The organism is Fundidesulfovibrio sp. YSD1, from assembly GCF_055397115.1.
In genome coordinates, this window is sequence record NZ_AP043666.1 from 2,390,481 (window position 1) to 2,416,771 (window position 26,291).

At 65.7% G+C, this 26,291-nt stretch carries 29 protein-coding genes; 19 read left to right on the forward strand and 10 right to left on the reverse strand.

The genetic code is table 11. The features are described 5' to 3' along the window. Positions 1-31: 31 nt before the first annotated feature. The 8 genes from ACZ5V4_RS11145 to ACZ5V4_RS11180 all read right to left on the reverse strand — a co-directional run bounded on the left by ACZ5V4_RS11145 (position 32) and on the right by ACZ5V4_RS11180 (position 9,506). Positions 32-1,762 carry an aldehyde ferredoxin oxidoreductase family protein gene (locus tag ACZ5V4_RS11145; RefSeq protein WP_464314929.1) on the reverse strand — a complete coding sequence of 577 codons (1,731 nt, stop codon included), beginning with the start codon at positions 1,760-1,762 and terminating at the stop codon, positions 32-34. A 689-nt stretch (positions 1,763-2,451) separates the two neighbouring features. After that, positions 2,452-2,970: a phospholipase D family nuclease gene (locus tag ACZ5V4_RS11150; protein ID WP_464314930.1), complete on the reverse strand. Its 519-nt coding sequence runs from the start codon at positions 2,968-2,970 to the stop codon at positions 2,452-2,454. A 390-nt stretch (positions 2,971-3,360) separates the two neighbouring features. Beyond that, positions 3,361-5,079, reverse strand: a complete 1,719-nt coding sequence (locus tag ACZ5V4_RS11155; RefSeq protein WP_464314931.1) for an FAD-dependent oxidoreductase — start codon at positions 5,077-5,079, stop codon at positions 3,361-3,363. A gap of 193 nt (positions 5,080-5,272) precedes the next feature. Next, the gene (tmcA, locus tag ACZ5V4_RS11160) at positions 5,273-5,680 is read right to left on the reverse strand and encodes an acidic tetraheme cytochrome c3 TmcA (protein ID WP_464314932.1); all 408 of its coding nucleotides are present in this window, start codon (positions 5,678-5,680) and stop codon (positions 5,273-5,275) included. A 9-nt stretch (positions 5,681-5,689) separates the two neighbouring features. Then, complete coding sequence (tmcB, locus tag ACZ5V4_RS11165; RefSeq protein WP_464314933.1) at positions 5,690-7,027, reverse strand: electron transfer complex ferredoxin TmcB; 1,338 nt, start codon at positions 7,025-7,027, stop codon at positions 5,690-5,692. A 26-nt stretch (positions 7,028-7,053) separates the two neighbouring features. After that, complete coding sequence (gene tmcC / locus ACZ5V4_RS11170; protein ID WP_464314934.1) at positions 7,054-7,713, reverse strand: TmcC family electron transfer complex membrane anchor subunit; 660 nt, start codon at positions 7,711-7,713, stop codon at positions 7,054-7,056. Between the two features lie 16 nt (positions 7,714-7,729). Continuing rightward, positions 7,730-8,998: an electron transfer complex subunit TmcD gene (gene tmcD / locus ACZ5V4_RS11175; protein ID WP_464314935.1), complete on the reverse strand. Its 1,269-nt coding sequence runs from the start codon at positions 8,996-8,998 to the stop codon at positions 7,730-7,732. Between the two features lie 31 nt (positions 8,999-9,029). After that, entirely contained in the window at positions 9,030-9,506 is a 477-nt protein-coding gene (locus tag ACZ5V4_RS11180; RefSeq protein WP_464314936.1) for a beta-lactamase hydrolase domain-containing protein, read from the reverse strand. A gap of 446 nt (positions 9,507-9,952) precedes the next feature. Between ACZ5V4_RS11180 and ACZ5V4_RS11185 the strand changes: the two genes are divergently transcribed. The 19 genes from ACZ5V4_RS11185 (at position 9,953) to ACZ5V4_RS11275 (ending at position 25,121) form a co-directional block, all read left to right on the forward strand. Then, positions 9,953-11,278, forward strand: coding sequence for a sigma-54 interaction domain-containing protein (locus ACZ5V4_RS11185; RefSeq protein ID WP_464314937.1), 1,326 nt, complete (start codon positions 9,953-9,955; stop codon positions 11,276-11,278). A gap of 294 nt (positions 11,279-11,572) precedes the next feature. Then, positions 11,573-11,995 (forward strand): DUF134 domain-containing protein, encoded by a 423-nt coding sequence (locus tag ACZ5V4_RS11190; protein WP_464314938.1) that lies wholly within the window; start codon positions 11,573-11,575, stop codon positions 11,993-11,995. A gap of 575 nt (positions 11,996-12,570) precedes the next feature. After that, positions 12,571-13,260 (forward strand): DUF134 domain-containing protein, encoded by a 690-nt coding sequence (locus ACZ5V4_RS11195; RefSeq protein WP_464314939.1) that lies wholly within the window; start codon positions 12,571-12,573, stop codon positions 13,258-13,260. Positions 13,261-13,268: 8 nt separating this feature from the next. After that, complete coding sequence (locus ACZ5V4_RS11200) at positions 13,269-14,147, forward strand: nucleotide-binding protein (protein ID WP_464314940.1); 879 nt, start codon at positions 13,269-13,271, stop codon at positions 14,145-14,147. Further along, positions 14,140-15,054: an ATP-binding protein gene (locus ACZ5V4_RS11205; protein WP_464314941.1), complete on the forward strand. Its 915-nt coding sequence runs from the start codon at positions 14,140-14,142 to the stop codon at positions 15,052-15,054. Before ACZ5V4_RS11200 ends, ACZ5V4_RS11205 begins: the two co-directional genes overlap by 8 nt. 12 nt (positions 15,055-15,066) lie before the next feature. Then, the gene (locus tag ACZ5V4_RS11210; RefSeq protein ID WP_464314942.1) at positions 15,067-15,450 is read left to right on the forward strand and encodes a NifB/NifX family molybdenum-iron cluster-binding protein; all 384 of its coding nucleotides are present in this window, start codon (positions 15,067-15,069) and stop codon (positions 15,448-15,450) included. A 96-nt stretch (positions 15,451-15,546) separates the two neighbouring features. After that, entirely contained in the window at positions 15,547-15,801 is a 255-nt protein-coding gene (locus ACZ5V4_RS11215; RefSeq protein ID WP_464314943.1) for an FmdB family zinc ribbon protein, read from the forward strand. Between the two features lie 60 nt (positions 15,802-15,861). Then, entirely contained in the window at positions 15,862-16,236 is a 375-nt protein-coding gene (locus tag ACZ5V4_RS11220) for an ANTAR domain-containing protein (RefSeq protein ID WP_464314944.1), read from the forward strand. Positions 16,237-16,301: 65 nt separating this feature from the next. Next, positions 16,302-17,162, forward strand: coding sequence for a P-loop NTPase (locus ACZ5V4_RS11225; protein WP_464314945.1), 861 nt, complete (start codon positions 16,302-16,304; stop codon positions 17,160-17,162). Positions 17,163-17,280: 118 nt separating this feature from the next. Then, positions 17,281-17,727, forward strand: a complete 447-nt coding sequence (locus ACZ5V4_RS11230) for a PaaI family thioesterase (RefSeq protein WP_464314946.1) — start codon at positions 17,281-17,283, stop codon at positions 17,725-17,727. 64 nt (positions 17,728-17,791) lie between these two features. Further along, positions 17,792-19,483 carry an FAD-dependent oxidoreductase gene (locus tag ACZ5V4_RS11235; protein ID WP_464314947.1) on the forward strand — a complete coding sequence of 564 codons (1,692 nt, stop codon included), beginning with the start codon at positions 17,792-17,794 and terminating at the stop codon, positions 19,481-19,483. Positions 19,484-20,207: 724 nt separating this feature from the next. Further along, entirely contained in the window at positions 20,208-20,561 is a 354-nt protein-coding gene (locus tag ACZ5V4_RS11240) for an ArsR/SmtB family transcription factor (RefSeq protein ID WP_464314948.1), read from the forward strand. Between the two features lie 20 nt (positions 20,562-20,581). After that, positions 20,582-21,040, forward strand: a complete 459-nt coding sequence (locus ACZ5V4_RS11245; protein WP_464314949.1) for an arsenate reductase ArsC — start codon at positions 20,582-20,584, stop codon at positions 21,038-21,040. A gap of 2 nt (positions 21,041-21,042) precedes the next feature. Beyond that, positions 21,043-22,167: a permease gene (locus ACZ5V4_RS11250; protein ID WP_464314950.1), complete on the forward strand. Its 1,125-nt coding sequence runs from the start codon at positions 21,043-21,045 to the stop codon at positions 22,165-22,167. A 15-nt stretch (positions 22,168-22,182) separates the two neighbouring features. Further along, on the forward strand, positions 22,183-22,416 hold the full coding sequence (locus ACZ5V4_RS11255) for a thioredoxin family protein (RefSeq protein ID WP_464314951.1): 234 nt from the start codon (positions 22,183-22,185) through the stop codon (positions 22,414-22,416). A 31-nt stretch (positions 22,417-22,447) separates the two neighbouring features. Further along, positions 22,448-22,801: a thioredoxin family protein gene (locus tag ACZ5V4_RS11260; RefSeq protein WP_464317828.1), complete on the forward strand. Its 354-nt coding sequence runs from the start codon at positions 22,448-22,450 to the stop codon at positions 22,799-22,801. Positions 22,802-22,812: 11 nt separating this feature from the next. Beyond that, positions 22,813-23,520 (forward strand): cytochrome c biogenesis CcdA family protein, encoded by a 708-nt coding sequence (locus ACZ5V4_RS11265; protein ID WP_464314952.1) that lies wholly within the window; start codon positions 22,813-22,815, stop codon positions 23,518-23,520. A 68-nt stretch (positions 23,521-23,588) separates the two neighbouring features. Beyond that, a complete protein-coding gene (arsB, locus tag ACZ5V4_RS11270; RefSeq protein ID WP_464314953.1) occupies positions 23,589-24,680 on the forward strand; it encodes an ACR3 family arsenite efflux transporter in 1,092 nt (363 codons plus the stop codon). A gap of 12 nt (positions 24,681-24,692) precedes the next feature. Next, a complete protein-coding gene (locus ACZ5V4_RS11275; RefSeq protein ID WP_464314954.1) occupies positions 24,693-25,121 on the forward strand; it encodes an arsenate reductase ArsC in 429 nt (142 codons plus the stop codon). A gap of 57 nt (positions 25,122-25,178) precedes the next feature. On the opposite strand, the gene ACZ5V4_RS11280 is transcribed toward ACZ5V4_RS11275, so the two are convergent. Both ACZ5V4_RS11280 and ACZ5V4_RS11285 read right to left on the reverse strand, forming a co-directional pair. After that, positions 25,179-25,463, reverse strand: coding sequence for a carboxymuconolactone decarboxylase family protein (locus tag ACZ5V4_RS11280; protein WP_464314955.1), 285 nt, complete (start codon positions 25,461-25,463; stop codon positions 25,179-25,181). Positions 25,464-25,541: 78 nt separating this feature from the next. Next, a complete protein-coding gene (locus tag ACZ5V4_RS11285) occupies positions 25,542-26,120 on the reverse strand; it encodes an RNA polymerase sigma factor (protein ID WP_464314956.1) in 579 nt (192 codons plus the stop codon). Positions 26,121-26,291 lie beyond the last annotated feature (171 nt).

Below are 26,291 nucleotides of genomic sequence, written 5' to 3' on the forward strand. Positions count from 1 at the left end.
GGCCGGGTGGCCGTCCGCCCGCCTGCGGTTGCTAGAAGTTGAACACCTCGTCGATCTCTGCGTCGGTGAAGTCCCAGGTCACGTTGTGAGGCGGCAGGGGCTCCTCGAAGAATTCGGGCAGACGGTCGTGGGCGTTGGTGAAGCCCGCGCTCTGGTTGAAGCCGCGCTCCGCCTTGAGGATGGCCTTGCCCAAGGCCGTGACGTCGTCGGCGGTCAGGGAGAGGCCGTAGCAGGCGTTGATCATGTCCACGAGGGCGTTGAAGCCGTCGGCGATGTCCAGGATGGCGAAGGCTATGAACAGGCACATGCCAGTGCTGTCCACGGCGGCGGTGGCGATCTGCAGGTTGCGCGAGAGCTCCACCTGGCCTTCCTTGCCCAGCGGGTCCACGTAGCCGCCGACCCGCAGGATGTTGGCGGCCACGGCGTAACCGGCGGTGTGGTCCGCGCCCATGGGGGTGGTGGCGTAGGTCAGGCCCACGCCCTTGACCGCGCGCGGGTCGTAGGCCGGGATGGCCTGGTTCTTGACCACCGGCACGCGCGTCAGCCCGTACATCTGGCCCACGGCCGCCGCGCCGCAGCCGAGGATGCGCCCGAGCGGGGTGCCCGTGCGGATCTGCTTGATCAGTTCCAGCGCCGCCTTGCCGTCGCCCCAGGGGATGACGCCCGCCTCCATGGCCACGGCCACGGCCACGGAGGTCTCGATGGAGTCCACGCCCACCTCGTCGAACTCGCGGTCGCAGTAGGCGATGGCGTCCAGGTCGTCGATGGCCGCGTCGGCCCCGAGCGCCCAGATGGTCTCGTACTCGAAGCCGCTGGTGATGTACTTGCCCTTCTTGTCCACGTAGTGCTGCGAGCACTTGATGATGCAGCCGGTGTGGCAGCCGTGGGTGGGCTTGCCGCCGCGCTCCTCGATGGTGGCGGTAAGGGTCTCGCCGCCGATGTTGTTGGCCCACTCGTTGCGGCCGCGGCGGAAGTTCTCGGTGGGCAGGCCGCCCGCCTCGTTCAGGATGTTCACCAGCACGTCGGTGCCGTACTTGGGCAGGCCCTGGCTCGTGACCGGGTGGGTGGTCAGGGCGTTGGCGAAGCGCTTGGCCGCGCTCTTGAAGGCCTCGGGGTTGGCCACGGTGACGCCGGGCGCGCCCGTGTCGTCGATGACCACGGCCTTGATCTTCTTGGAGCCCATGACCGCGCCCAGACCGCCGCGCCCGGCGCTGCGCAGGTTGCTCTCGGGGTCGGCGAAGGAGATGTTGGCCGAGGCGAGCCTCATCTCGCCCGCCGCGCCGATGACGGCCACGCCCACCTTGGGGCCGTACTTGGCCTGGAGGGCCTTCACGGCGTCGTAGTTGCCCGCGCCGCCCAGGAGTTCGGCCGGGGCCTCGTCGATGGACACGCCGTCCATGGACACCTTGATCACGTAGAACGCGTCGCCCTCGGGGATGCCCTCGAACACCAGGGCCTTGATGCCCATCTTGGCCATCTTCTGGGAGAAGCTGCCGCCGCTGTTGCTCTCCTTGATGGTGCCGGTGAGCGGGCTCTTGGCCCCGCAGGAGATGCGCCCGGAGTTCACGGCGCTGGTGCCCGTGAGGAAGCCCGGGGCGAAGATGAGCTTGTTGTACTTGCCCAGGGGGTGGCAGGTGGGCTTCACCTCGTTCGCCACGAAGATGGAAGTGAGGCCGCGCCCGGCCAGCCCGGCGTACTTCTCGGGGCAGGGCTCGGTGGTTGCGGTCTTGGTGCCCATGTCGATGCGGATGAATTTGGTCATCTGAGCCTCCGTTGCGGATGAGGAATTACTTTAAACTGTTGTGCGCGCGAGCCAATTCGCGGCCGGTCGTGCGGGCGCACCGTGCGCCCAGGGAAGCGAAGGGGCGAAACCGGCCGGGAGCTTTTTCCCCCGGTCAGGGCGGGCGCAGCGGAAAACGGCGGGCCCTTCATTCTCGCCGGCCAGCCCGTTCCGGGCACTGCAAACGGCGTTCGCTGCACGCACCACGATCCTCCCAAAGGCCCGCAAGACAGTTCCACGGCGTGGGAGAAAGTCCAAAAGCGCCATCGCTGCATTGCGGAAAGGCCATCAGTCGCGTTCTCCAGGCGGTTGCACGTCCGCGCCGGGAGAAACCCATGTATGGTCCATTTGATTATTTAATGGATTGTTGGGTGTCAATTTATGCCATCGATGGCATAAGAGTCATATGGGAACAGGGGTTACAAAAATGTACTGGTAAAGAGGGGAGGGCGAGGGGGGCGGGGCGGGTTGCGGGAACACGGGGGATGGTTTTATGCAGGGAAAACCGAGTGTTGACTGCAAAGTGTTGTGCGGGGGGAGGCGCGGCGCGAGAGAGGCGGGTGGGTCAAAATTACCGGCAAAAAAAACCGGAAAAAACACCCCGCAGGCCTGGAAAGGTGGGTGGAGCCGGGGCGGCGCAATGCCGCTGGCGGGCCGGGGAAGCCCCGGGCTTACCGGTAGGGGGCCGAGTGCGCGCGGTGTTCTTCCCAGTTGTCCCGGTAGAGCCTGGCCAGGGCCTTGTCCTTGATGATCAGCACGTTCTCGGCGTTCTTCTCCTCGGCTCCCCTGGTGAAGTTGAAGCTGCCGGTGATCACGGTCTCGCCGTCCAGCACGATCAGCTTGTTGTGCGCGATGGCGTGCTCCGCGTCGAGGAACACGGGCACGCCCGACTCCTTCAGGCGGGCGGCCCCGGTCAGCTTCTCCACGGGCTGGCTCGTGTCCTGGAGGACCACGACCCGGACGCCCCTGCGGTGGGCCTGCCCGAGTGCCTCGGCTATCGGCCGGGACGTGAACGTGTAGGCCTGGGCCAGCACCTCGGAGCGGGCCTTGCCGATGGCCTGGACGATGGCCTCCTGCGCGCCGCCGTTGGGGGAGAAGTAGACCTGGGCCGGGGCGTCCTTGAGGGTGAGTTCGGCGGCGTTGGCCGGGATGGAGAAGGCCAGGAAGAGGGCCGTGAGGAGGCGTTTCATGTCGTCCCCGGTGGTGCTCGCGGGTTCGGCGGTTCTGGGCCGCCGCCCGCGCGTTTCGTGCCAGGGAGCACGGGAAAGCGCAAGGCTCGACGCTTTCTTGTGCCGGGTCGCGGCCTGCTGCAGGGTGGCGATGCTGGCCTTCCTGGCCCCCGGCACGCGACCCGGCGGGGCCGCGGCTGGCCAGCCGAGGCTACGGCGTCCGTGCGCTCCTTCGAACTTCAGCCCGAGGCCGCTCCCGTGACTGGCGACACCAAGGCTTCTGCAACTCCCTCCAGGCTTGGCGCGCTCAAAAGCGGCGACACACACTTCGCAATGGCCGCACTCGTCGGCATCCTGGATGACAACGAACCTGCCCATGGCGCGCCTCCCTCCCGGATTTGCCGGTCCGTGTCACGGAGCCGACCCGTAGTTGGTGAGCGCGGCCATGCCGCCCTGGATGCTGACCACGTCCTGGAACCCCGCGTCATGGAGCGTGACCAGGGCTTCGTAGCTGCGCGCCCCGGTGTTGCAGACCACCACCACCTGCTTGTCGCGCGGTATCTCGGCGCAGCGCTCCCTGATGCTGCCCTGGGGGATGTTATGCCAGCGCTCCTCCCCCAGGCATTGCAGCAGTTGCCTGGCGTCGGGCTCCTCCCGGCAGTCCAGGAAGTAGGGGCTTGACCCGTTGCCGTTGCCCTTGGCCCAGAGGGCCTCGAATCCATCCGGCCCCACCACCGTGTTGCGCCCGGCCAGCAGGTTGTCGGCCATGTTCCCCAGGCTGTTCAGGATGTCCATGGCCGAGGAAAACGGCGGCGAATAGGCCATCTCCAGGTTGCTGAGGTCCTCCAGGGTGGGCTTGAATTTGAGCATGGCGGCCACGGCGTTCACGCGCCCCACCATGGCGTCCCCCGCGCCGCCGAAGCCCTGAATGCCCAGGATGCGCCGCGTGCCCTTCTCGAACACCAGCTCCAGGGTCATGGATTCCTTGGTGGGGTAGAAGTGCGCCCGGTCCGGCTGGACGATCAGCGCGCTCATGGCGTCGTAACCCCGCTCCAGGGCGGAGGGCAGGGTGAGCCCCGCGCCAGCCACGGACCTGTCGAACAGCTTGACCACGAAGGAGCCGAGCGCCCCTTCGAACTGGGCCGTGCCCCCGGCCAGGTTGGTGCCGATGACGCGGCCCTGGCGGTTGGCCATGGAGCCCATGGGCAGGTAGAACGTGTCGCCGGTGATGAGGTGGCGCAGCTCGATGCAGTCGCCGCCTGCGAAGATGTCCGGGTCGGAGGTCTGGAGGCGCGCGTTCACCAGGATGCCCCGGCGGCTGGACACGTCCAGCCCGGCGTCCCTGGCCAGGGACGAGTTCGGGAGCACCCCGGCCCCAACGATCACCAGGTCGGCTTCCAGCTTTGATTTGCCGGTGCGCAGGCAGTTCACGCGCCCATTTTCTCCGCTGATGTCCATAAGCGACTCGCCCAGGTGAAAGCGCAAGCCCTTGGAGCGCAGGTGCTTGAGCGCCATGCGGGCCAGCACCGGGCTTATGGCACGCGGCAGGATCTGCGGGGCGATCTCCACCACGGAGGTGTCCACGTCCCACATGTCGCGCAGGGCCTCGGCCATCTCCAGGCCTATGAACCCCGCGCCCACCACCACGGCTTTCTTCACCCGGCCCTTGGCCACGGCCTCGCGGATGCGCTCGGCGTCGTGCAGGTTGGAGACGTGGAACACGCCCTCCAGGCTCTCGCCCGGCACGTTAAGCCAGCGCGGCGTGGCCCCGGTGGCGATCACCAGCTTGTCGTAGGGGATCACGGCTGTTTCGCCGGTCTTCACCACACGCGTGTGCACGGCCTTGGCCTTGCGGTCGATTTTCACGGCCTCCACGCCTGTCAGCACGTCCACGCCCTTGGTCTGGCTGAAGAAGGACTCGTCGCGCAGCATGTGGAAGCTGGTCTCGCGCAGCTGGGAGGCGTCGGACACGTCGCCGGACACGAAATACGGGATGCCGCAGCCGCCGTAGGAGATGATCTCCTCGCGGTCGATCATGGTCACGCGCGAACCGGGTTCCATGCGCTTGAAGCGCGCCGCGGCCTTGGGGCCGAGCGCCACAGCGCCGATGACCACAACATGTCTGGACATTTTGTCCTCCTTGGCCGTCCGGGGGTAATCCCGGACGGCCACTCTGGAGCAGCTTGGGCGGCGACCCGACGGTGGGGGAGCCGGGCCGCCGCCCTTGCGCATGGCGCCTTGGCCGTGTGTCCCGGAGTCGGAGACGCCAATCTCTTGGCTCCGGGGGCACACGGCCCAGGCAGCTTCCGAAGACCCAGGGGGTCTATTTCCTCAATGCGTCATGGGGGGCGTCCTTGGGGTGGCACTCGGCGCATGTCACCGGCCCCGCGCCCTTTTGCGCATGGCAGTTCTCGCACTGGCGGTGATAGGCCCGCATGAGCGGCATGGCGTTCTTGTCGCCCGTGAGGGTGTGGCACTCGGAGCACTTGGTGCCCACGGAATCGCCAGACGCGTCCAGCTTGCCGTTCTTGTACAGGTGGTGGCAGGCCTTGCAGTCCGCGATCTTGACCTTTTCATTGTGCTGGTCGTGCTTGAAGGGCACCGCCCCCTTGCGCATGGAGGTGAAGGCCGGGTCCGAGAGGGCCTTGATGTCGTCCTGGGAGTAGAGGCTCCCGCACGGCGCCATGAGCGTCAGGGAGGCCAGGGCCAGGGTCAGGATTTTCCTTTTCATGGTCGCCTCCTAGGCCTCGGCCCACGGTTTTTCCATGCATTCGTAGATGACGTCGCCCAGGAACTTGATCTTCATGTCCAGCTTGTAGTGGTGGATGATGTCTTCCAGGCCGCCGTGGCAGTTGTGGCAGGGGGCGATGACGGTCTTGACCCCGGTGGCCGCCAGCTGCTCGGCCTTTATCTTGTTGCCGTTGACGCGGGTGTTCCTGAACGGAGGCCCGCAGTTGATGACGCCGCCGCCAGCCGAGCAGCAGTAGTTGTGCTCGCGGTTGGGGGTCATCTCCACCAGCTCCGAGCACAGGGCGCGGGTGACCTCGCGGCCCATCTCGTGCAGGCCCATGCCGCGCACGATGTTGCAGGGGTCGTGGAAGGTGACGGCCTCGCCGTACTTTTCCGCGATCTTGATCTTTCCGCTGGAGAGGAGCTCGTGGTAGAACTGGACCGCGTGCACCACGGGCACGGGCTCGCCCTTCCAGCCGAGCCATCTGTTGCCCACGTCGTGCACGGAGCGGAAGGCGTGACCGCACTCGCCCATGACGATGCGCTTCACGCCCAGGCGCTGGGCGGTCTCGAAGTGGGCGCGTTTGAGGCGTCCCATGATCTCGTAGTCGCCGGAGTACATGGCCATGTCGGAGTTGTCCCAGCCGGGGGTGGCAGGCATGGTCCAGTCCACACCGGCAGCGTGCATGATGACGGCGGCCTGGTAGATCAGCTGGGTGCGGAACTTGGGTTCCGGCCCGATGACCGAATACATGATCTCGGCCCCGTGCTTCTCCAGGGGGATGCGCAGGTCGGGCAGCTCGTCGCGGGCTTCGGCTTCCTGCCACATGAGGCTGTCCACCCACTCGTCCTCCTTGACCCACATCTGGTTCAGGGTGGCGGAGTGGCTGTGGGCGGTGTCCTGGATGTACTGGGGCGTGACGCCGAGCTTGTGGCAGATGCGCCGCATGACCCCGATGACGTAGGCGATGTCGATGCCGAAGGGGCAGTACATCGCGCAGCGCTTGCACAGGTTGCACTCGGTGTAGGCCACGCGCGAGGCCCGGCCTATGAACTCGGGGCTCACGTTGCCCCCCTTGTCCAGGATCTCCCACATGGTCTGCCTGACCTTGCCCACCGGCGAGTACCGGGGGTCGCGGTCGTGCGAGTGGAAGAAGTGGCAGGCTTCGGAGCACAGGCCGCAGTGGGCGCAGGTGTCCACGTAGGCTTTCAGGCGCGCTCCGCCCTCGGCCTCCAGGACCGCGCCTATGACCTTGGCGATCTTTTCATCCGTGAGCCTGGCCACACCTGCGTCCAGGCCCTTGTCCGCGATCAGCACGTACGGCTCTCTGGCGACTTGGGAACTCATGTCGTCTCCTTGTTGATTCTAGCGGGTTACCAGTCGCGGGCGTGGCGGACCGCGCCGAATTCCGAGCCGATGTAGGCCCTGGTCAGGGGGGCGTAGATCATGTGGCTTAGGCGCGAGAACGGTATGGCCACCAGCATGGCTTCACCCGACAGGATGTGCAGGATGGTCATGAACTGCGCGCCGCCTATCTGGTGATAGGCCAGGATGCCCGTGACGAAGGGGGCGGCGGCCAGGGCCACGATGGCGTAGTCCGAGGCGGAGGTGACGTAGGCCACTTCCGGCACGGCGAGCCGCCGCGCCACGAAGAAGACGCACGCGCCAACCACCGCGAAGCTCATGGCGTCGGCAACGCCGTCTGGCAGGGTGGCCCAGGAGATGCCGAAGGCCTTGTCCAGCATGGCCACGTGCCCGATGACGAACAGCGGCGCGATCAGCAGGAACAGGTGGAACACGAAGGCCACGACGGTCAGCGCCGGGTTCTTTTTGGAGCTCTCGTTCATGAAGGGCACGACCCAGTGCAGCATGGAGCGCAGGGCGTGCGGCAGGCTGAAGTATTCGTAGACGTAGACGTCCTTTTTGCGCGCAAGCACCGCCATGGAGTAAAGCCGCCAGGCGGAGCCGCCGATGAAGAGCGCGAAGCTGGCCCAGACCAGCGGGCCGCTGACGAACTGGTATAAGGCGTTCACATATCCCTCCTGCCCGTTAGGCCCCTCCGGGAGCGTCCACGGACACCACCCGGCGGATGTAGCTGTTTGCGTTGATGCATTTGACCAGCAGCCTGGAGCCGTCCGGCGAGAAGACCGGGTCCTGGCAGCTGCCAGCACTCACGGCCAGCGCGCTGCCGTCCAGGGCAGTCACCTTCTCGCCGTTCATTTCGGCCATGACGGCCACGCGGCGACCGTCCGGGCTGAATTTCGGCGTCCAGACCCGCTCGAAGGAGGCGTCCCAGGGGCGTCCGTCCACGATGACGGTCCAGTCCCCAGGTTTGCCCGCTGCGGCGGCGAAGTGTTTCCCGTCGGGGCTGACCACCAGGTCCTTCACCACATCGTACGTGCTGGCCCAGGGGGCGTCGTCCACGGCCACGGTCCACTTGCCGAACTCGGGGCTGACGATGGCCGCCACGCTCTTGCCATCGGGCGTGAAGAGCTGGTGCCAGAGTTGGTAGTAGTTGCGGTTCCAGGCTCGTTCGCCGTCCACGGCCAGGGTCCACTTCCCGGCCAGGCGCACCGGGGCGGCCACGCGTTTGCCGTCCGGGCTGAATACGGGTTCCCAGACGCCGCCGAAGTTCCTGCGCCAGGGCGTGCCGTCCACGGCGATGGAGTACTCGTACAGGTTCAGCCGGATCTCGGCGGCCACTTTCGAGCCGTCCGGGCTGAAGGTGACGCCCCAGACGTTGACGAAGCTCTTGTCCCAGGTTTCGCCGTTCACCGAGGCGGAGAAGATGCCTGAGAGGAACTTGTCGGTCTCGGCCTGGCCTAGCGGCCGGGTCTGCACGGCAGCGGCGGTCTTTCCGCCCACGGGGCTCATGCAGGAGTTGTTGGCGTTGGCGTAGAGGTTCTCCCAGGGCGCGCCGTTCACGGCCAGGCCGTATTCGCCCCCGCTCTGGATGCACACGGCGATATCGGAACCGTCGCGGCCGAACATGGGGTTCCAGGCGAAGTCGAAGGTCTCCTCCCAGGCTTCGCCGTCAACGGCCATGGTCCACACGCCGTCGGTCTGCACCAGCGCGGTGAGTCGCCCGTCCGGGGCGTGGCGCAGGTTCCAGATCTTCTCGAACGGTTCGGGCCAGTCCACGCCGTTGACGCACACCGTGAAGGCGTCATCGTCGGCGACCTTGCCCACGGCGGCCACCTGGTTGCCGTCCGGGCTGACGACGGGTTCCTCGACCCAGTCGAAGCGCTCATCCCAGTTGGCGAGGTCGGCCACCGGACGGCTTCCCGTTTGCCAGTCGAAGTCCTTTGAGTAGAGCATTCTGTCTCCGCGTTGTGTTCTGCCCGTGCGCCTAGGCGTGATGCGGGTGTTGGAAGTGGTTGTTCAGCATGTCGCCGCGATGGCTGGAGTAGAAATCCAGGATGAACTGTTTCAGGGCGAATTCCTTGTCGATGGCGCAGCCGCACTTCTTGGCCTTGTGGAACACCTCGATCACCGAGTCCCCCATGCGGGCGCAGGCCAGGAAGCACAGCACCCCGGCGGGGCGCTTGCCGCCGGAGGAGAACGCGTGGATCTTGCCTCCGGTGGAATTGGCTATCGCCGCCCTGAAACGGTCAATCTGATCCACATCCACCTTGCGCCTGGAGATGGGCACCCGGATGTAGGTGAGCCCCAGTTCCCGTGCCTTGCTGCTTACGTCCTCGTCGCCTTCCCCCTCCTCACGGGCGTCCAGCAGGGTCTTGACCCCGCTCTTGGCCAGTTTCTTCAAGCCCTCGTCACTGGGGACGCCGCCGACGCCGATGCCTTCGCATGTGGTGCATTCGTCCATGTTTTCCCTCGCTTGTGAGGTGTTGCGACACGGCACCCGGTCAGTTCCGGGATACGGCTGATGCGTTTGGAGGACGGCCTGGGGCCGTCCGGGCGGCTCCGGTTGAGCAAGGCCCGTTCCTGAATGTTGCACTGAAAATAGATCCAGTTATTTTCATGTTTTGGGGGTGTGGTGTGGCGTGAAAGAGGAGTCGAAGGGCAACTGGCGTTGCGGTTCTGCAACGTCAGCGTTGCGTTTAGTCAATGCGGTATGCGATAAGGGCTGCCAGGATAACGCGCCGGAAACAGGGCGCGGTCCAGGGTGCGAAGCCCGGCGCGCTTTGCCCCGTATCCCGGCGGGAGCGCGCGAATGGCATGAGCGGTGCAACCGGGCCTGACATGTTCAAACGCCCAGGAACCAGCGCCAACCACGGAACAAGTTCGCCAGGCGCGAACGGAGAACCCCGCATGAGCCTCAAGGAATGGCTGGACAAGGGCCTGATCCTGGACTCCATTGGTCTTGGCGTGTTTGCCGTGGATCAGGACTGGAACGTGGTCTACTTCAGCCGCGAGGCTGAGAGGGTCACGGGTTTTTCCGCGCGCGAGGCCATCGGCAGCAAGTGCTGGGAGGTGTTCTGCACCGAGTTCTGCAACTCGCGCTGCTACCTGCAGAAGGCCATCAGCCAGGGCAAAAGCGAGGTGAAGCGCCGGGTGCATTTCCTCAGCCGCGAAGGCAGGCGCATTCCTCTGGAGATAACCGCATCCGTGCTGCGCGACGCCAGGGGCAAGGTGATCGGCGGGGTGGAGTGCTTCTCGGACAAGCTGGTGGCCGCGCCGCCACCGCCCCAGGGCAGCTCCTCGGACATCATCGGGCGCTCCAAGCCCATGCAGCGCCTCTACGCCACGCTGGGAGCCATCTCCCGCACGGATGCCGCAGTGCTGCTGACCGGCGAGACCGGCACCGGCAAAGGTGTGTTCGCCCGCGCCATCCACGCCAGCAGCTCCAGGCGCTCCGGTCCCTTCGTGGACGTGAACTGCGCCGCCCTGCCCGAAAACCTTCTGGAATCGGAGCTGTTCGGCTACCGCAAGGGAGCCTTCACCGGGGCCAACCGGGACAAGCCGGGCCTGTTCGAGGCGGCGTCGGGCGGCACCATCTTCCTGGACGAGATAGGCGACCTCCCGCCCGGCTTGCAGGCCAAGCTGCTGCAAGCCCTGGAGGGGGGGCGCTTCCATCCGCTGGGTTCGGTCAAGCCCGTGAGCGTGGACGTGCGGGTGATCTCGGCCACCAACCGGGACCTGCGCGCACGGGTGGCCTCCGGCCAGTTCCGCTCGGACCTCTATTACCGGCTGCGGGTGCTGGAGATGGAACTGCCGCCGCTGCGCGAGCGCCCCGGCGACGTGGACCTGCTGGCCGACCATTTCGTGCATATTGCCGCCGCGCGCTATGGCCGCCGCACGCCCATCATCTCGGCCAGCACCCGGCGGGCCCTGGCGTCCTGCGCCTTCCAGGGGAACGTGCGCGAACTGAAGCACGCCATGGAGCACGCTGTCATCCTGTCCCAGGCCGACACCATCGAGCCGGACCACCTGCCGGAGTACATCCTGGGCGGCGGCAACACGCCTCCCCGCCTGGACGGCGCCGGCGAGGAAGGCGGCGGCACCATCCAGGCCAGGGAGCGGGCCATGCTGCTGGAAGCGCTCCAGGAGCACGGCTTCTCCATCTCCGAGACTGCCAGCGCGCTGGGGGTCAACCGCACCACACTGTGGCGCAAGATGAAGAAGCACGGGCTGTAGGCGCTTCTTTCTTCCGAGAGCCTCCTACGTCGATCTGCCCGCAGTCATGGGTTCGCTGAACAGCGCCGCCGTGGCGCTGGGAGCGCCTCGGCTGTGCGTTCGACCGATTGCTGCGCATCTTGTCCGATCCACGCATGCGCCTCGCCTCTTCATGCGCACGCGGTTAATCCAGATCATTTGCGGGCTCCTCCGGTCGTCTCGCAGTGAGTCACACTTGTTTTTTCGATTTCCTCTCCTTGACGTCCCCCTGCATCGCACTTAGTTATGAACATGATTTCATAACTAGGAGTTTTCATGCCACGTCCCAGAAAGCGCCGCTGCATCGGTTCGACCCCGCCCGCCACCTTCTACAAGCCTCAGGGAATCCCCCTGAGCCAGCTTCGGGGGGCCATTCTGCCCGTGGAAGGCTTCGAGGCCATGCGGCTGGTGGACGCCGAAGGACTGAGCCAGGAGGAGGCCGCCCGGCGCATGGAGGTTTCACGGCCCACGCTCTGCCGGATGCTTGGGGAGGCGCGGGCCGTGGTCGCCCGCGCCCTGGCCAACGGCTGGGCCATCCGCATCGAGGACGTGGCCGAAAACGAACCTGACGAAACCCGGCACGGGCGGGGGCATGGCCGCAAGGAGGGCCGCCCCGGATGCGGTGGGCGCGGGCCGGGCTGTGGCGGCGGCCAGAAGGCCGTAATGACGAACGAACCTGAAACATTGGAGGAATCATGAACGGACAAGGATTTGGACAAAACGCGGGGCAAGGAAGAGGGCGGGGCGGCATGGGGCGCGGAAGCGGCTTGGGCCGTGGGGACTGCCAGCGCCTGGGCGCTCCCACGGCGCAAAGCGAGGAAAGCGTCCTCGTGATCGCACGGCCAGGCGATGAAAGCGAACCCGTCCAGGGCGGCCCCGCAGGCCGGTTCGGGGCGCGTCGAGGCATGGTCGCCCGCGCCGGGCAGGCCGAAGGGGCCGGATTCGGCGACCCGGCCAGGCAGGAAGCCTGCCGCCGCCAGCGCAAACGCGACGGATCCTGCGGCCAGCAGGGCTGATCCCGGCCCAGCGTCGGGTTCTCTGTCGACGCGGTCCCTGCCGGGGAGCTGTCGCACTGGGCGCGGGGGCGGGTATGAACCCGTGTGACGCACGATGCGATGCGCCGGGCAACAGCATGAAGCCAGGCGGGGCGCGTGCGAATTGAAGCTGTGAAGGGGAGGTCGGTCGACTTCCCCTTGTTTTTTTGGAACCCCGTTGACAAGGCCCTTCTCCGGTCATAATGCTCATTTGAGCAAAATAACGAACAAGGATCATTGATGCCGCGCCCGCGTATCTGCCGCAAAGTCTCGGGAACACCCAAAGCCACCTACTTCAAGCCCAGGGGCGTCCCCTTGAGCGACCTCGGCGAGGCCTACCTCACCGTGGAGGGCTTGGAGGCTCTGAAGCTCGCCGACCTGGAAAGCCTGACCACCACCGAGGCGGCGGCCCGCATGGAGGTGTCGCGCCACACCTTCGGGCGCATCCTGGCCGAAGCCCGACGCGCCGTGGCCGACGCCCTGGTGAACGCCCTGGCGCTTCGCATCGAGGGCGGGGAATACTCGGTGACGGACGAGGACAAGCGTCCCGCACCGCCAAAGAAGAGGACAGTGCGCATGAACATTATCGCAATAAGCTCCGAAGGTCCGGCCCTCACGGACATGGTGGATTCGCGCTTCGGGCGCGCCGCGGGTTTCGTGGTGGTGGACCTGGACACCATGGCCACAAGCTACCTGGACAACGGGCAGTCCCAAGCCATGGCCCACGGCGCGGGCATCCAGACCGCCGAGCGCATCGCCGATGCGGGCGCGGGCGTGCTGCTCACCGGCATCGTCGGCCCGAAAGCGTTCCAGGCCTTGGACGCGGCAGGCATCAAGGTGGGGCAAAATCTGGAGGGCGTCACCGTGGGTGAAGCCCTTGAGCGCTACAAGTCCGGGCAGGTCCCCTTCGCGGACGGTCCAAACAAGTAGGCACGGGCATGATCGTATCCGTTGCGAGCGGCAAGGGCGGCACAGGCAAGACAACGGTGTCGGCCTCCCTGGCCTGGGTCTGGGAGCGCCCGGCGGTGGCCGTGGACCTGGACGTGGAAGAGCCGAACCTGCACCTGTTCCTGCGCCCCGAGATTTCCTGGCGCAGGGGCGCGTCCATGGAGATTCCTGTTGCCGACCCCGCCAAGTGCACCCTGTGCCGCAAATGCTCCGAGTTGTGCCAGTTCAAGGCCGTCTCCGTCATGGGCAAAAAGCTGCTGGTATTCCCCGAGATGTGCCACGGCTGCGGCGGATGCCTGGCCATCTGCCCGGAGGGCGCGCTGTCCCCAGGCAGGCGTGAGCTTGGCGTGGTGGAGGGCGGGCGCACAAGGAATGGCCAGTTCCTGTCCGGCAGGCTGCGCGTGGGTGAGGCCATGAGCCCGCCGCTCATGCGCGAGGTGAAGATTCTTCTGGACTCCATGCTGGAGGCGTCCGGCACAGACGCCATCCTGGACTGCCCCCCCGGAGTCAGCTGCCCGGCGGTGAACGCGGTCATGGACAGCGACGTGATCGTGCTGGTCACGGAGCCAACGCCCTTCGGCTTCAACGATTTCGTTCTGGCAGTAGAGGCTTTCGCCCCTCTGGGAAAGCCCATGGGCGTGGTCATCAACCGCGCCGGGCTTGGCGATTCCACTCTGCACCGCTACTGCGCGGACAAAGTCATCCCGGTGCTCTGCGAGATCCCCTACAACCGCTCCATCGCGGAGGAGTACGCGGCAGGCAACGTGCTGGCCGCCATGAACCCCTGGCTGGAGGGCCTGTTCGCCGAGTTGCGCGACAATGTCGTCTCAATGGCCAGGGCCGCAAGCGCGCAGGCAGCCCATGCGTGAAATCGTGGTCATCAGCGGCAAGGGCGGCACCGGCAAGACATCGCTCACGGCTGCCTTCGCGGCCCTGGGCGAAAGCGCCGTGGTCTGCGACCTGGACGTGGACGCGGCAGACCTGCACCTGCTGCTCTCTCCCCGCAACGACCGCACGCAGCAGTTCATTTCAGGCCACGAGGCGGTGATCGATCCCGACGCCTGCACGGGCTGCGGCGTGTGCATCGAGATGTGCCGTTTCGACGCCATCCGCCCCATTCACCAGGACGGCGCGGGGCTGGCCATTGACCCCAGGCGCTGCGAGGGCTGCAAGGTGTGCGTCGCCTTCTGCCCGGCCTCGGCCGTCGGTTTTCCCGACAAGCACTGCGGCGAATGGTACGTGGGCGACACCCGCTTCGGAACGCTGGTCCACGCCCGCCTGAACCCAGGCGGGGAGAACTCCGGGCGGCTGGTGTCTCTCCTCAAGAAGGAAGCCAGGGCCATCGCCGCGCGCGACGGCCTCAGCTTAATCCTGTGCGACGGCGCGCCGGGCATCGGCTGCCCGGTCATCAGCTCGCTCTCCGGGGCGGATCTGGCGGTCATCGTCACCGAGCCGACCCCGTCGGGCCAGCACGACCTGGAGCGCGTGCTGGAGCTGTGCAAACATTTCCGCACGCGGGCCTGCGTCATCGTCAACAAGTGCGACCTGAACCCCCGCACGGCGCAGGAGATCGTCTCGCGCTGCCAGGCCGGGGGGCACGAAGTGGTGGCCAGCCTGCCCCACGACGAAATCGTTTTCGAGGCCATGCTCAGGGGCCGCGCGGTGACGGAGATGGCGGATTCGCCGCTCACCGGCACGCTGCGCCGCGCCTGGAAGCGCATCATCATGTTGTCGGAGATGGGCCGCGAGGCCCACGTTCCGGCAATGAACCAATAAGGAGACTATTTCATGGAAACGACGCTCATCGCTGTGCCCTCGGTCATGCCCGGAGGCCTGGAAGCCGAGGTCGGCGAGCATTTCGGGCACTGTGAAATCTACACGCTGGTGCAGATCGACGGCTCCGCCGTGGTGTCGGTCACCACGCTGCCCAACGTCCCCCACGAGCACGGCGGCTGCATGGCCCCGGTGCAGTTCCTGGCCGGAAACGGCGTGAAGGCGCTGATCGCGGGCGGCATGGGCATGCGCCCGCTCATGGGCTTCAAGCAGATGGGCATCGACGTCTACTACGGCGGCGATTCCCACACCGTCGGCCACGCCGTGAATGAGCTCGTGGCCGGGAAGCTGCAGCGTTTCTCCACCGACTTCACCTGCGGCGGCTGCTCCCAACATTAGGGGACTCGATACGCCAGCCAACCCGGCCCGGTCCGGCGTTTGCGCGGGTTCCCACATCTGTCCGCGCGGACGCCGGGCCCTTCAGGAGCTAACGCCATGCCTATTTTCGAGATCACCTGCCGCGACTGCGGCTTCACCGGAGAGGTCATCACCCTTGGTCAGGAGGCGGCGCTGGCGTGCCCGTCCTGCGGCGGTGCGGGAGTCGAGCGCCTCATGTCCAGCACCAGCAGCCTGACCGGAAAGACCCCCATGGCGGTCCCCGGCGCGAAGGACACCGGCTGCTGCGGATCGTCGCCCGCCACGTCGGGCTGCGCCGGGCCGGGCTCTTGCTGCGGGCGCGCTCCGGCCTGACCGCATGCGTCTTTCATGTGAACGCGGGCCGTTTCAGGACGCACCCGCCAGGAGGACACCATGCTCGTGATACTCGCCACGCCGACTCTGGCCGGGCTCGAGGACTTCACCAGGGGACTGATGGACGCCGGGGCCGACGTGGCCCACGCCCGCAGCGGCATGGCCGCACTGGAAATGACCAAGCAACGCTCTCCCGCGTTGGTGATCGTGGACGGACACCTCTCGGACTTCAAGCCCCTCGAACTGGTGACGGCAGTGGCCCGCACCAACGCCATGGTCAACACAGCGGTCATGAGCGCATCCAGCCCGGAACAGTTTCACGACCAAGCCGAAGGCCTCGGCGTGCTGGCCCAGGTTGCGGTCCACCCCTCGGCCCAGGACGCGAAAGCAGTCATGGACAGGCTCAGGCATATTCTTGGCGTCGCGCGCACCTGACCAGCGCGAGGCAACACCGCAAACACCATAAACCGCGTACCGCGTGCGCGCACAAGCACAGGATTATGAATCACACGTCATGCGACAGCGGGGCGGAGAAGCCCCTGCAACCCCTGGAAGTCCCCAGCGCCATCGCCCGCATCAAGAGCAAGATCGTGGTCCTGTCCGGCAAGGGCGGCGTGGGCAAGAGCACCGTGGCCGCCAACCTGGCCGCCGGGCTGGCCTTGGAAGGCCTCAAGGCCGGGCTCCTGGACGTGGACGTCCACGGCCCCAGCATCCCGCGCATCATGGGACTTTCGGGAGTGAAACCCGACATGGCCGGAGACACTATTCTTCCCGTGGAGTGGAACTGGAACCTCAAGGTCGTGTCCATGGGATTCTTCCTGCCCAATCCCGACGAGCCGGTGATCTGGCGCGGCCCGGTGAAGGGCGGGGTCATCAAGCAGTTTTTGCACCAGGTGGCCTGGGGCGATCTGGACTGCCTGGTGGTGGACTGCCCTCCCGGAACCGGCGACGAGCCCCTCTCCGTGATGCAGCTTCTCGGCCCCGACGCCGTGGCCCTGGTGGTCACCTCGCCCCAGGACGTGGCCATCGACGACGTGCGCCGCTCCGTGGCCTTCTGCCGGGAGCTCGGCAATCCGGTGCTGGGCATCGTGGAGAACCTGAGCGGGTTCCACTGCCACCAGTGCGGCACGGTGCATGACATCTTCAAGTCCGGCGGCGGCGAAAAGCTGGCCGAAGCATCCGGCGTTCCTTTCCTTGGCCGCATCCCCATCGACACGGAAGTGGGCAAAGCCGCCGACCAGGGCGAGGCCTACCTGGCCGTGAAGGGCACGTCCCCGGCAGCCCAGGCCTTCCGGCAGGTGGTCATGGCCGCTGTGGCCCACACGGAGGCCGCCAGCGCAAAACTGCGGGCCGGAGCGTAAATTGGGTTCCTCCAACAGCCCGGCCCGTCCGGGGGCGTCCAAACGGGGGACGCCTTCGGGCTGGCCGGGCGCAAGGACTGCGCTCACACCACGATCCTGCAAGCATGATGAGGTCCTCATGGCCGATACGCCGCCAACCGCCTCCATCGGCAACGCCTTCGGCCATTCCCGGTGTCTTTTGTGCGGGGAGTCCAACCCGGCGTCGCTGAAACTGGCCTTCACACTGGCGCAGGACGGCTCGGTCACGGCTCGGTTCGAATGCCAGCCGGGTCTCCAGGGTTACGACGGCATCCTCCACGGCGGAGTGACCGCTTCCCTCCTGGACGCAGCCATGACCCACTGCCTGTTCCATCACGGCATCAAGGCCCTCACCGCCGACCTGCACGTGCGCTACACCCACGCCATCGCCTGCGACGCGCGTCTGGACCTCTGGGCCGCCATCACCTCCAGCAGGCCGCCCCTGTATCAGCTGCGCGCCGAGGTCTCCCAGGAGGGCCGCCTCATGGCCTGGGCGGAGGCAAAATTCCTGCTCCGAAGCGAGGCCGCACCCTGTCCGGGAGCCTGACGCCGCGCCAACAGGCGCAGCCCGCTTGCAGCGACAACCGACACACCAGCCACAAGGAGACGCCATGCCCACCATGAGGATCATCGTCATCGGAGGAACCGCCGCGGGACCCAAGGCCGCAGCGCGCGCCAAAAGGCTCAACCAGGGCGCCGAGGTCATCCTGATGCAGAAAGCCCCGGAGCTCTCCATGGCCTCCTGCGGGTACCCCTATTACGTGTCCGGCGGCGTATCCAGCCGCGACCATCTGCTCGCCACCCCGGCGGGCGTGGTGCGCGATCCGCTCTTCTTTGCCGGGGCCAAGGGCGTGAAGGCCCTGGTGAACACCGAGGCCACCGCCGTGGACCCCAAGGCCAGGACAGTGACGTTCCGCAAGGCCGGGGGAAACCCGGAAACCCTGGAGTACGACAAGCTCATCCTGTGCACGGGCTCCACGCCCCGCATCCCGCCCTTCCCCGGCGTGGGCCTGGAGGGCGTGTTCACGCTGCATTCCATGTCCGACGCGGACATCCTGCGCTCGGTGGGCGCGGCGGCAGCCGGGAAACACGCGGTTGTGGCGGGCGGCGGGCTCATCGGCATGGAGACCTGCGAGGCCCTGGCCGCGTGCGGCATGAAGGTGACGGTGGTGGAGAAGCTGCCGCACATCCTGGCCTTCCTCGATCCCGACCTTTCACTCCTGGTGGAGAGCCATGCCCGCTCCAAGGGCGTTCAGGTGATCACGGGCATGGGCGTGGCGGGCTTCGAGGGAACCGACGGGCGGGTGAGCGGCGTGCGCCTGGAAGACGGGCGCACCTTGCCCTGCCATCTGGCCGTGGTGGCCCTTGGCGTGTCGCCCAACGTGCAGCTGGCGCGCGAGGCGGGCCTGACTATCGGGTCCACTGGAGGCATCGCCGTGGACAGTCACATGCGCACCTCCGACCCGGACATCTACGCGGCGGGCGACTGCGTGGAGGTGGTCAGCCGCCTGACCGGCGAGAAAACCCTGGCTCCCTACGGGGACCTTGCCAACCTGGAAGGCCGGGTGGCTGGCGAGAACGCCGCGCTCGGCGACAAGGCAGTATTTCCGGGCACCATCCACAGCGGCATCTGCAAGGTCTTCGACTTCGCGGCCGGGGCCACGGGACTGTCCGAGAAAAAGGCCCGGGAGGCGGGATACGACGTGGTCACGGCGGTGAACGCGAGCCCGGACAAGCCCGGCTTCATGGGGGCCAGGCTCCTGGTGTCCAAGATGGTGGCGGACGCGAACACGGGCAGGATCCTGGGCTTCCAGTGCGTGGGCCCGGGCGAGGTGAACCGCCAGGTGGCCGAGGCGGCCGTGGCCGTCATGGCCGGGATGACCGTGGAGGAGGCCAGCATGGCCGACCTGCCTTACGCCCCGCCGTATTCGCTGGCCATCGACCATTTCATCGCGACGGCGCACATCCTGGGCAACAAGATGCGGGGCCTGTTCGAGGGGCAGTCCTGCATCGAGGTGCGTTCGGCCATGGACAGCGGCGCCACGCAATACCTCCTGGACGTGCGCGGCCCCAAGGAGTTCGAGGAGATGCGCCTGGGCCGGGGCGAAACGCTCATCCCCCTCGGACAGTTGAGAAGCCGCCTGGACGAGTTGCCGGGGGACAAGCATGCCCGCATCGTGGCTTTCTGCAAGGTGTCCATGCGCGGCTACGAGGCCCAGCGCGTGCTTCAGGCCGCCGGATACGACAACGTGGTGGTGATGGAGGGGGGGCTCGTGGCCTGGCCCTTCGCCAGGGAGAAATAATTCACGCCCGCGATCACCGCTGCGGTGATCGCGGGCGACGCATGCCGTCTGACTTTACGGCGCCTCGTGCGGCAAGGAACGATTCGAAGGCTGGCCATGCCCGGACGAAACACGGTGAATCCGCTGGCGGCTCCCCCCCCCGTGCCTCTGGCAGGCCTGGGGGGCTACCGTGGATGGCGCCGGGGGAGAGAAGACGGAGGAATGCAACCTAAGCTTGCATCATTTCTGGATTGAGGGTGTTGGCGTCTCTTGCCTTTTCCTTCGCAACGGCAAGCAGATAGGCCAAATCCTCGCTCAAGGCTTCGGCCATGCGCCGGGCATCCGAGAGAAGCACGCCCTGGGGTTTCCCTGTGTTGGAAGATCGGCTGCGGATTTGGGGCTGTCCTCTGGCCAAACCTTCTGGGCGAACTCGCCCTTGCCCCACCCGCGGGCATCTGCCCGCCGGTCAACGAGCGCGACAAAGGAACGCTCCAACAATTCGGGGGATGTCGTCATGGTCGTCTATTCTTCCTTTTTCAGACCCGGTCCACGGGACGGCCAGGGAAAGAATTTCCTGCCATTTGTCACGCTGGCCCTCCCCTGGCAAGAGGGGTTCAGTTGAGAGGCCCTTGATAGGAATGGATCACGACGGGCTGGACTTCTTCACCTTTGTGGCCGGGGCATACAGGGGTTGACCCAGGGCGGGGCAAGTCATATAGCTGCATGCAAATATGGAGATTAAGCCATGAAGCCTTTCGTCCGAGTCATGAAGGCCCTGTCCGACCCGAATCGGGTGAAGATCGTCAAAATGTTACACAGGCGCGCTATGTGCGTATGCGAACTTCAGGCGGCCCTGGGCATCGCCCAGCCCACGGTCTCCAACCATCTCCGGACGTTGGAGGGCGCGGGCCTCGTGCAGAGCGCCAAGGCGGGACCATGGGTGAACTACTCGCTGTCGGATGGAGAGTCCGTTTACGCCGGGGCGCTCCTTGATCACCTGAAGACGTGGCTGGAGGACGATCCGGAAGTCGCCAAACTGCTTGGCGGCCTGGACGACATTCGCCGGGAGAACCTGTTTTCAACGAAGCCCGGCAGGTGATCAACGGCACGAGGGCTCTCATGATCAAGGCGAAGAAGGTTCTTTTCATCTGCGTGCACAACTCGGCGCGCAGCCAGATGGCGGAGGCGTTTCTGAACGACCTGGGCGGCGGCGCGTACCATGCCGAGAGCGCCGGCTTCGAGCCCAAGGCCATCAACCCGCTGGTCGTCGAGGCCATGGCCGAAGCAGGCCTGGATATCTCGAATCAGAAACCGAAGGGCGTGTTCGACCTCTTCAAGGCCGGGCGCATATTCGACTACGTGGTCACCGTGTGCGACGACGCCCGCGAAGGGCAGTGTCCGATCTTCCCGGGTGTGACCAAACGCCTGCACATTCCCTTCACCGATCCGGCTGCGCTGACCGGCAGCCATGAAGAAATGATGGCCCAGTTGCGGACCATCCGCGACGCCATCAGGGACAAGGTGGCGAAACTGCTCGCGGAATGGGACGACGGTCAGGGCGCACGAAACAAGGACTGACAATGGACGACCTGAGGGATTTGCGCGTTGGCGAGGCAGGCGTTGGAAAGGGCTGCTGTTGCGAAGAGAAACCCGGGGCATCGGCTGCGCCCCTGCGGAATTCAGACCGGGAATCCGTGAAAAGGCACATTGCCCTGGGCATCCCGGCCCTTGTCCTCTGGGTGATGGTCTACCGGCAGCTTGAACCTTGGGCCAACGCCGTCACCTACGATCTTCTGGGGCTCGATAAGGACGCCAGCTTTGCCAAGGCCCTGGCCTTCTTTCTTTACGACGGCCCCAAGGTGATCCTGCTGCTCGCGCTGGTGGTATTCGGCGTGGGGATCATCCGTTCGTTCTTCACCGCCGCCACAGCGCGCAAACTGCTGGCCGGACGCAGGGAACTCTTTGGCAACGTGCTCGCCGCACTGCTGGGCATCGTCACGCCCTTCTGCTCCTGTTCCGCCGTGCCGCTCTTCGTGGGCTTCGTCACCGCAGGGGTGCCGCTTGGCGTCACCTTCTCGTTTTTGGTCAGCGCTCCCATGGTCAACGAGGTGGCCCTGGTGCTGCTCTACGGTCTCATGGGCTGGAAGGTGGCCGGGCTGTATCTGGTCACGGGCCTGCTGGTGGCCATGGCCAGCGGCTGGGTCATCGGCAGGCTGAAGATGGAGGGCCAGCTGGAGGAGTGGGTGCGCCTCATCCACGCCGGGCAGGACCTGCCGGAAGAGGAACTGACCTGGGCGGGCAGGATTCGCGCGGGCCTCGCCGCCGTCAAGGACATCGTGGGCAAGACCTGGCCCTGGGTGCTCGCTGGCATCGCAGTGGGCGCGGGGATTCACGGCTATGTCCCCGAAGGGTTCATGGCTTCCATCATGGGACGCGGAGCGTGGTGGTCCGTGCCAGCGGCGGTGGCACTGGGCATCCCCATGTATTCCAACGCGGCCGGGATCATCCCCGTGGTGCACGCCCTGCTGGAAAAGGGCGCGGCCCTGGGCACGGTGCTGGCCTTCATGATGGCCGTCATCGCGCTCTCGCTGCCGGAGATGATCATCCTGCGCAAGGTGCTCAAGCCGCGCCTGCTGGGGGCGTTCGTGGGCGTGGTGGGGCTGGGCATCCTGTTGGTGGGCTATTTGTTCAACATCATCCTTTAGGTCTGGAGGAGCGTCATGGAGATCAAGGTGCTGGGGCCTGGTTGCCCGAAATGCCACGAGGCCGAGAAGCTCGTCCGGGAAGTGGTGGCCGAAAAAGGCGTGGACGCCACGGTGGTCAAGGTTTCAGATTTCCAGGAGATCGCGCGGATGGGGGTGTTCTCCACACCCGCCGTCGCCGTTGACGGGGAAGTGAAATGCGTGGGCAAGGTGCCCTCCAAGGCGGAAATCGTCGCCTGGGTTCAGGGCTGACAGCACAATCCTGGAGAATGCGATGCGTTTCATGTTGCTTCAAGCCATGGCGGCCCTGGCGCTCGCCTCGATGGCCTTCGGCGCGCAACTCCCTGACGTACCGGCAAAGGACATGGTGACCATGGTGGACCTGGGGGCCAAGTCATGCATCCCGTGCAAGATGATGATGCCCGTCATGGACGCGGTGGAGAAGGAATACGCGGGCAAGGCGGCCATCATCTTCATCGACGTCTGGGAGAACCCGGACCAGAGCAGGAAGTACGGGCTGCGGGCCATTCCCACGCAGATATTCTACGACCGTCAGGGCAAGGAAGTGTTCCGTCACGAGGGTTTCTTCGACAAGAATTCCATCGCCGAAATCCTTGATAAGCTCCTGGCCCAATAAGGCGGCCCCGTATGCTCGATCAGTTGTTTCTCATGATCAACGCCTGGATGGTGGACAGCTTCGCCATCGCCGCCGTGGGCTGTTTCCTTTGGGGCGTGGTGAGCGTGCTCTTCAGCCCGTGCCACCTGGCTTCCATCCCGCTCATCGTCGGTTACGTCGCCGGTCAGGGGAGGCTCATCCAGGGGCGTGAGGCAGCCAGGTACTCCCTGGCGTTCACGTCCGGGCTCTTCCTGACCATCGCGGCGGTCGGCCTGATCTGCTCACTGCTCGGGCGGATGCTCGGGGACATAGGCCCTTACTGGACGATCGCAGTGGGAGCGGTCCTGGTCTGGGTGGCCCTGGACATGCTCGGCGTGGCCAAGTGCACCATTTCGGGGGGGCTGATGGGCCGCATGAAGGTCAAAGGCGTGGGCGGGGCGTTTCTGCTCGGCCTTGCCTACGGGGTGCTGTCGGGCTCCTGCACGTTCGGCTTCATCGCTCCGATCCTGGCCATCATCACCATCCAGCAGAAGGTCATGACGGGCGTAGCGTTGATCATTCTGTTCGCCGTGGGGCATTGCCTGCCCATCGTTGCCGCCGGAAGCTCAACCGCCCTGGTCCAGCGTTGGCTTGAGAACGGGGCCATGCGCCACGGGGGGGCCTGGTTCCGCAAGGGCGCGGGTTGTTTGATCGCTCTGCTGGGCGTTTACTTCATCTCCAGGCCTTTTCTTGGTGCATAAATCCGGATATACGGATTTAACATTGTGTGACCCGGAATAGAATACGCTCGAACAGGCCGGAGGCAGCCATGTCCGAAAGCATCACGAAACAACTCTCGTTCCTCGACCGTTACCTGACCCTGTGGATCTTCGCGGCCATGTTCATCGGCGTGCTCATCGGCTGGGCCATGCCCGGGGTGCGCGGCGTGGTGGAGTTCTTTCAGGTGGGGACCACCAACATCCCCATCGCCATCGGGCTCATCCTCATGATGTACCCGCCCCTGGCCAAGGTGAAGTACGAAAAGCTCGGCCAGGTCTTCCGCGACACGCGCGTGCTGGGGCTTTCGCTGGCGCAGAACTGGCTGATCGGGCCGGTGCTCATGTTCCTCCTGGCCATCTCCTTCCTGTCCGGCCATCACGAGTACATGGTGGGGCTCATCCTGATCGGCCTGGCCCGCTGCATCGCCATGGTCATCGTCTGGAACGACCTGGCCTCGGGCGACCGAGAGTATTGCGCGGGCCTCGTGGCCTTCAACTCCATCTTCCAGGTGCTGTTCTTCTCGGTCTACGCGTGGCTGTTCATCACTTTCCTGCCGGGCCTGCTCGGCCTCAAGGGCATCGCCGTGGACATCTCCATGGGCCAGATAGCCGAGAGCGTGTTCATCTACCTGGGCATCCCCTTCCTGGCGGGCATGGCCTCGCGCTTCCTCGGGCTCAGGCTCAAGGGCCAGAAGTGGTACGAGGAGGAGTTCATCCCGCGCATAAGCCCCATCACGCTCACGGCGCTCCTGTTCACCATCCTGGTGATGTTCTCGCTCAAGGGCGAGTACATCGTGCGCCTGCCCTTGGACGTGGTGCTGGTGGCCATCCCCCTGTGCGTGTACTTCCTGGTGATGTTCGCGGCGTCCTTCTGGCTTTCCTTCAAGGCCGGGGCCACCTACGAGCAGTCGGCCACGCTCTCCTTCACGGCGGCCTCCAACAACTTCGAGCTGGCCATCGCCGTGGCCGTGGCCGTGTTCGGCATCGATTCGGGACAGGCCTTCGCGGCCGTGATCGGACCGCTGGTGGAAGTGCCGGTGCTCATCGCCCTGGTGAACGTGGCCCTGTGGGTCAGGCGCAGGTTCTTCGCGCACGCGGTGCAGACGCCGCTCGGCGTTTGCCACGTTTCCTGCAAACCCTGAAGGATTCCTCCCATGACTCCCAAGAAGAAAGTCCTCTTCCTGTGCACGGGCAACTCCTGTCGCAGCCAGATGGCTGAGGGTTTCGCCCGCGCCCTGCGGGCTCACGACATCGAGGCATACTCCGCCGGGGTGGTGAAGCACGGCCTCAACCCCTTGGCCGTGAAGGCCATGGCCGAAGCCGGGGTGGACATCTCCGGCCATGCCTCCAAGACCGTGGAGGAACTGCCCACGCAGGAATTCGATTACATCGTCACCCTGTGCGGACACGCGAGAGAGAACTGCCCGTATTTCCCGGGCAAGGCCGAGCGCATCCACGCCGGGTTCGACGATCCCCCGGCCCTGGCCAAGGATGCGGCCACCGAAGAGGAGGCGTTCGGCCATTACCGGCGCGTGCGTGACGAGATCAAACGTTTCGTGCTGGAATTCTCTCCGGCAAGGTGAAGAGACGCCCCGAATGGCCAAACCATCCGGGGCGTCATCATTTCACTCCTTTTCCACCTACCCCTGACAGGCCGGACCCGACGAACACGAGCACGTCGGCTGGCTTTCCGAAGCGCCGACCGGGGGAAGGAACTCTCCCATCGCGGCCCGTGAATGTTCCTCCATGTCCGCCTTGGCGCGGTTGGCGGCCATGCTGCCTATTTCCCGCGCCCGGACCAGCTCCTGGGGTTCAATGCCGAGTTCCAGGGCGCGTCCGAGCGCCACGTCAAGGCAGGGCCTGCATCCCGCGGCCATGGCCGCGCCAACGAGAATGAGCGTTTCCTGAGAGTTGAGAGCTGACATCGTATGCCTCCAAGTGTTGTTTGGATGCATTGACGAGTGGAAGGAGAAAAGAGGTACGCTTGAGGGGAAAAAACTGATTCAGAGGCCGCCAGCCTGCTTGCGGTCGCAGTTGAGCTGCCCGAGGTCGTCCCGGTAGAACCGGCATTCGTGTTCGAGCGCCTTGCGCAGCCTCGCCCTGGCGCGGTGGAGACGAATTTTCGCCGCTTCCAGGCTGAGTCCCAGGCGTGAGGCCAGTTCGGCAGGTGTGAATCCTTCAAGGTCGGAAAGAATCAATACGGCCCGGTAGTTTGCGGGCAGCCCGTCCACCACTTCCCGGATGCAGGCGTTCATTTCGTTGCGGATGGCCTGGTGCTCGCTGTTGGATGGCCGCTCGCCCAAGGCCGAGGCGTCCGGCTCGCCGATCTCGTCCAGGGACGCCGCCCTGCGCTTGAAGGCCGGGCTTCGCAACAGGTCCACCGCCACGTTGGTGGCGATGCGGTAGAGCCAGGTGGCCACGGTCGAATCGCCCCTGAAGTCCTTGAGAGACCGGTTGGCACGTTCGAACACCACTTGCGCCAAGTCTTCGGCGTCCGCCTCTCCCACCATGCGGCGAAGGAAGCGAAGGATGGCCGCCCCGTGTCGTTCATAGACAGACTGGAAGTCGAGTTCTTCTGGCATGTCGGCGCTCCGGGTGTGGATGTGCTCCCTATCAGCGCGGGGCTTTGCGGGCAAGAGCCTCTGAATCCGAAGAAAATGGGCGAGGGGTGTACCTTTTGGAATCCTGGCCCGTCTATCGGAGCAAAACCCATTTGGAGGACTCACATGAGTTGTTCCGGAAAAACGTCCGCC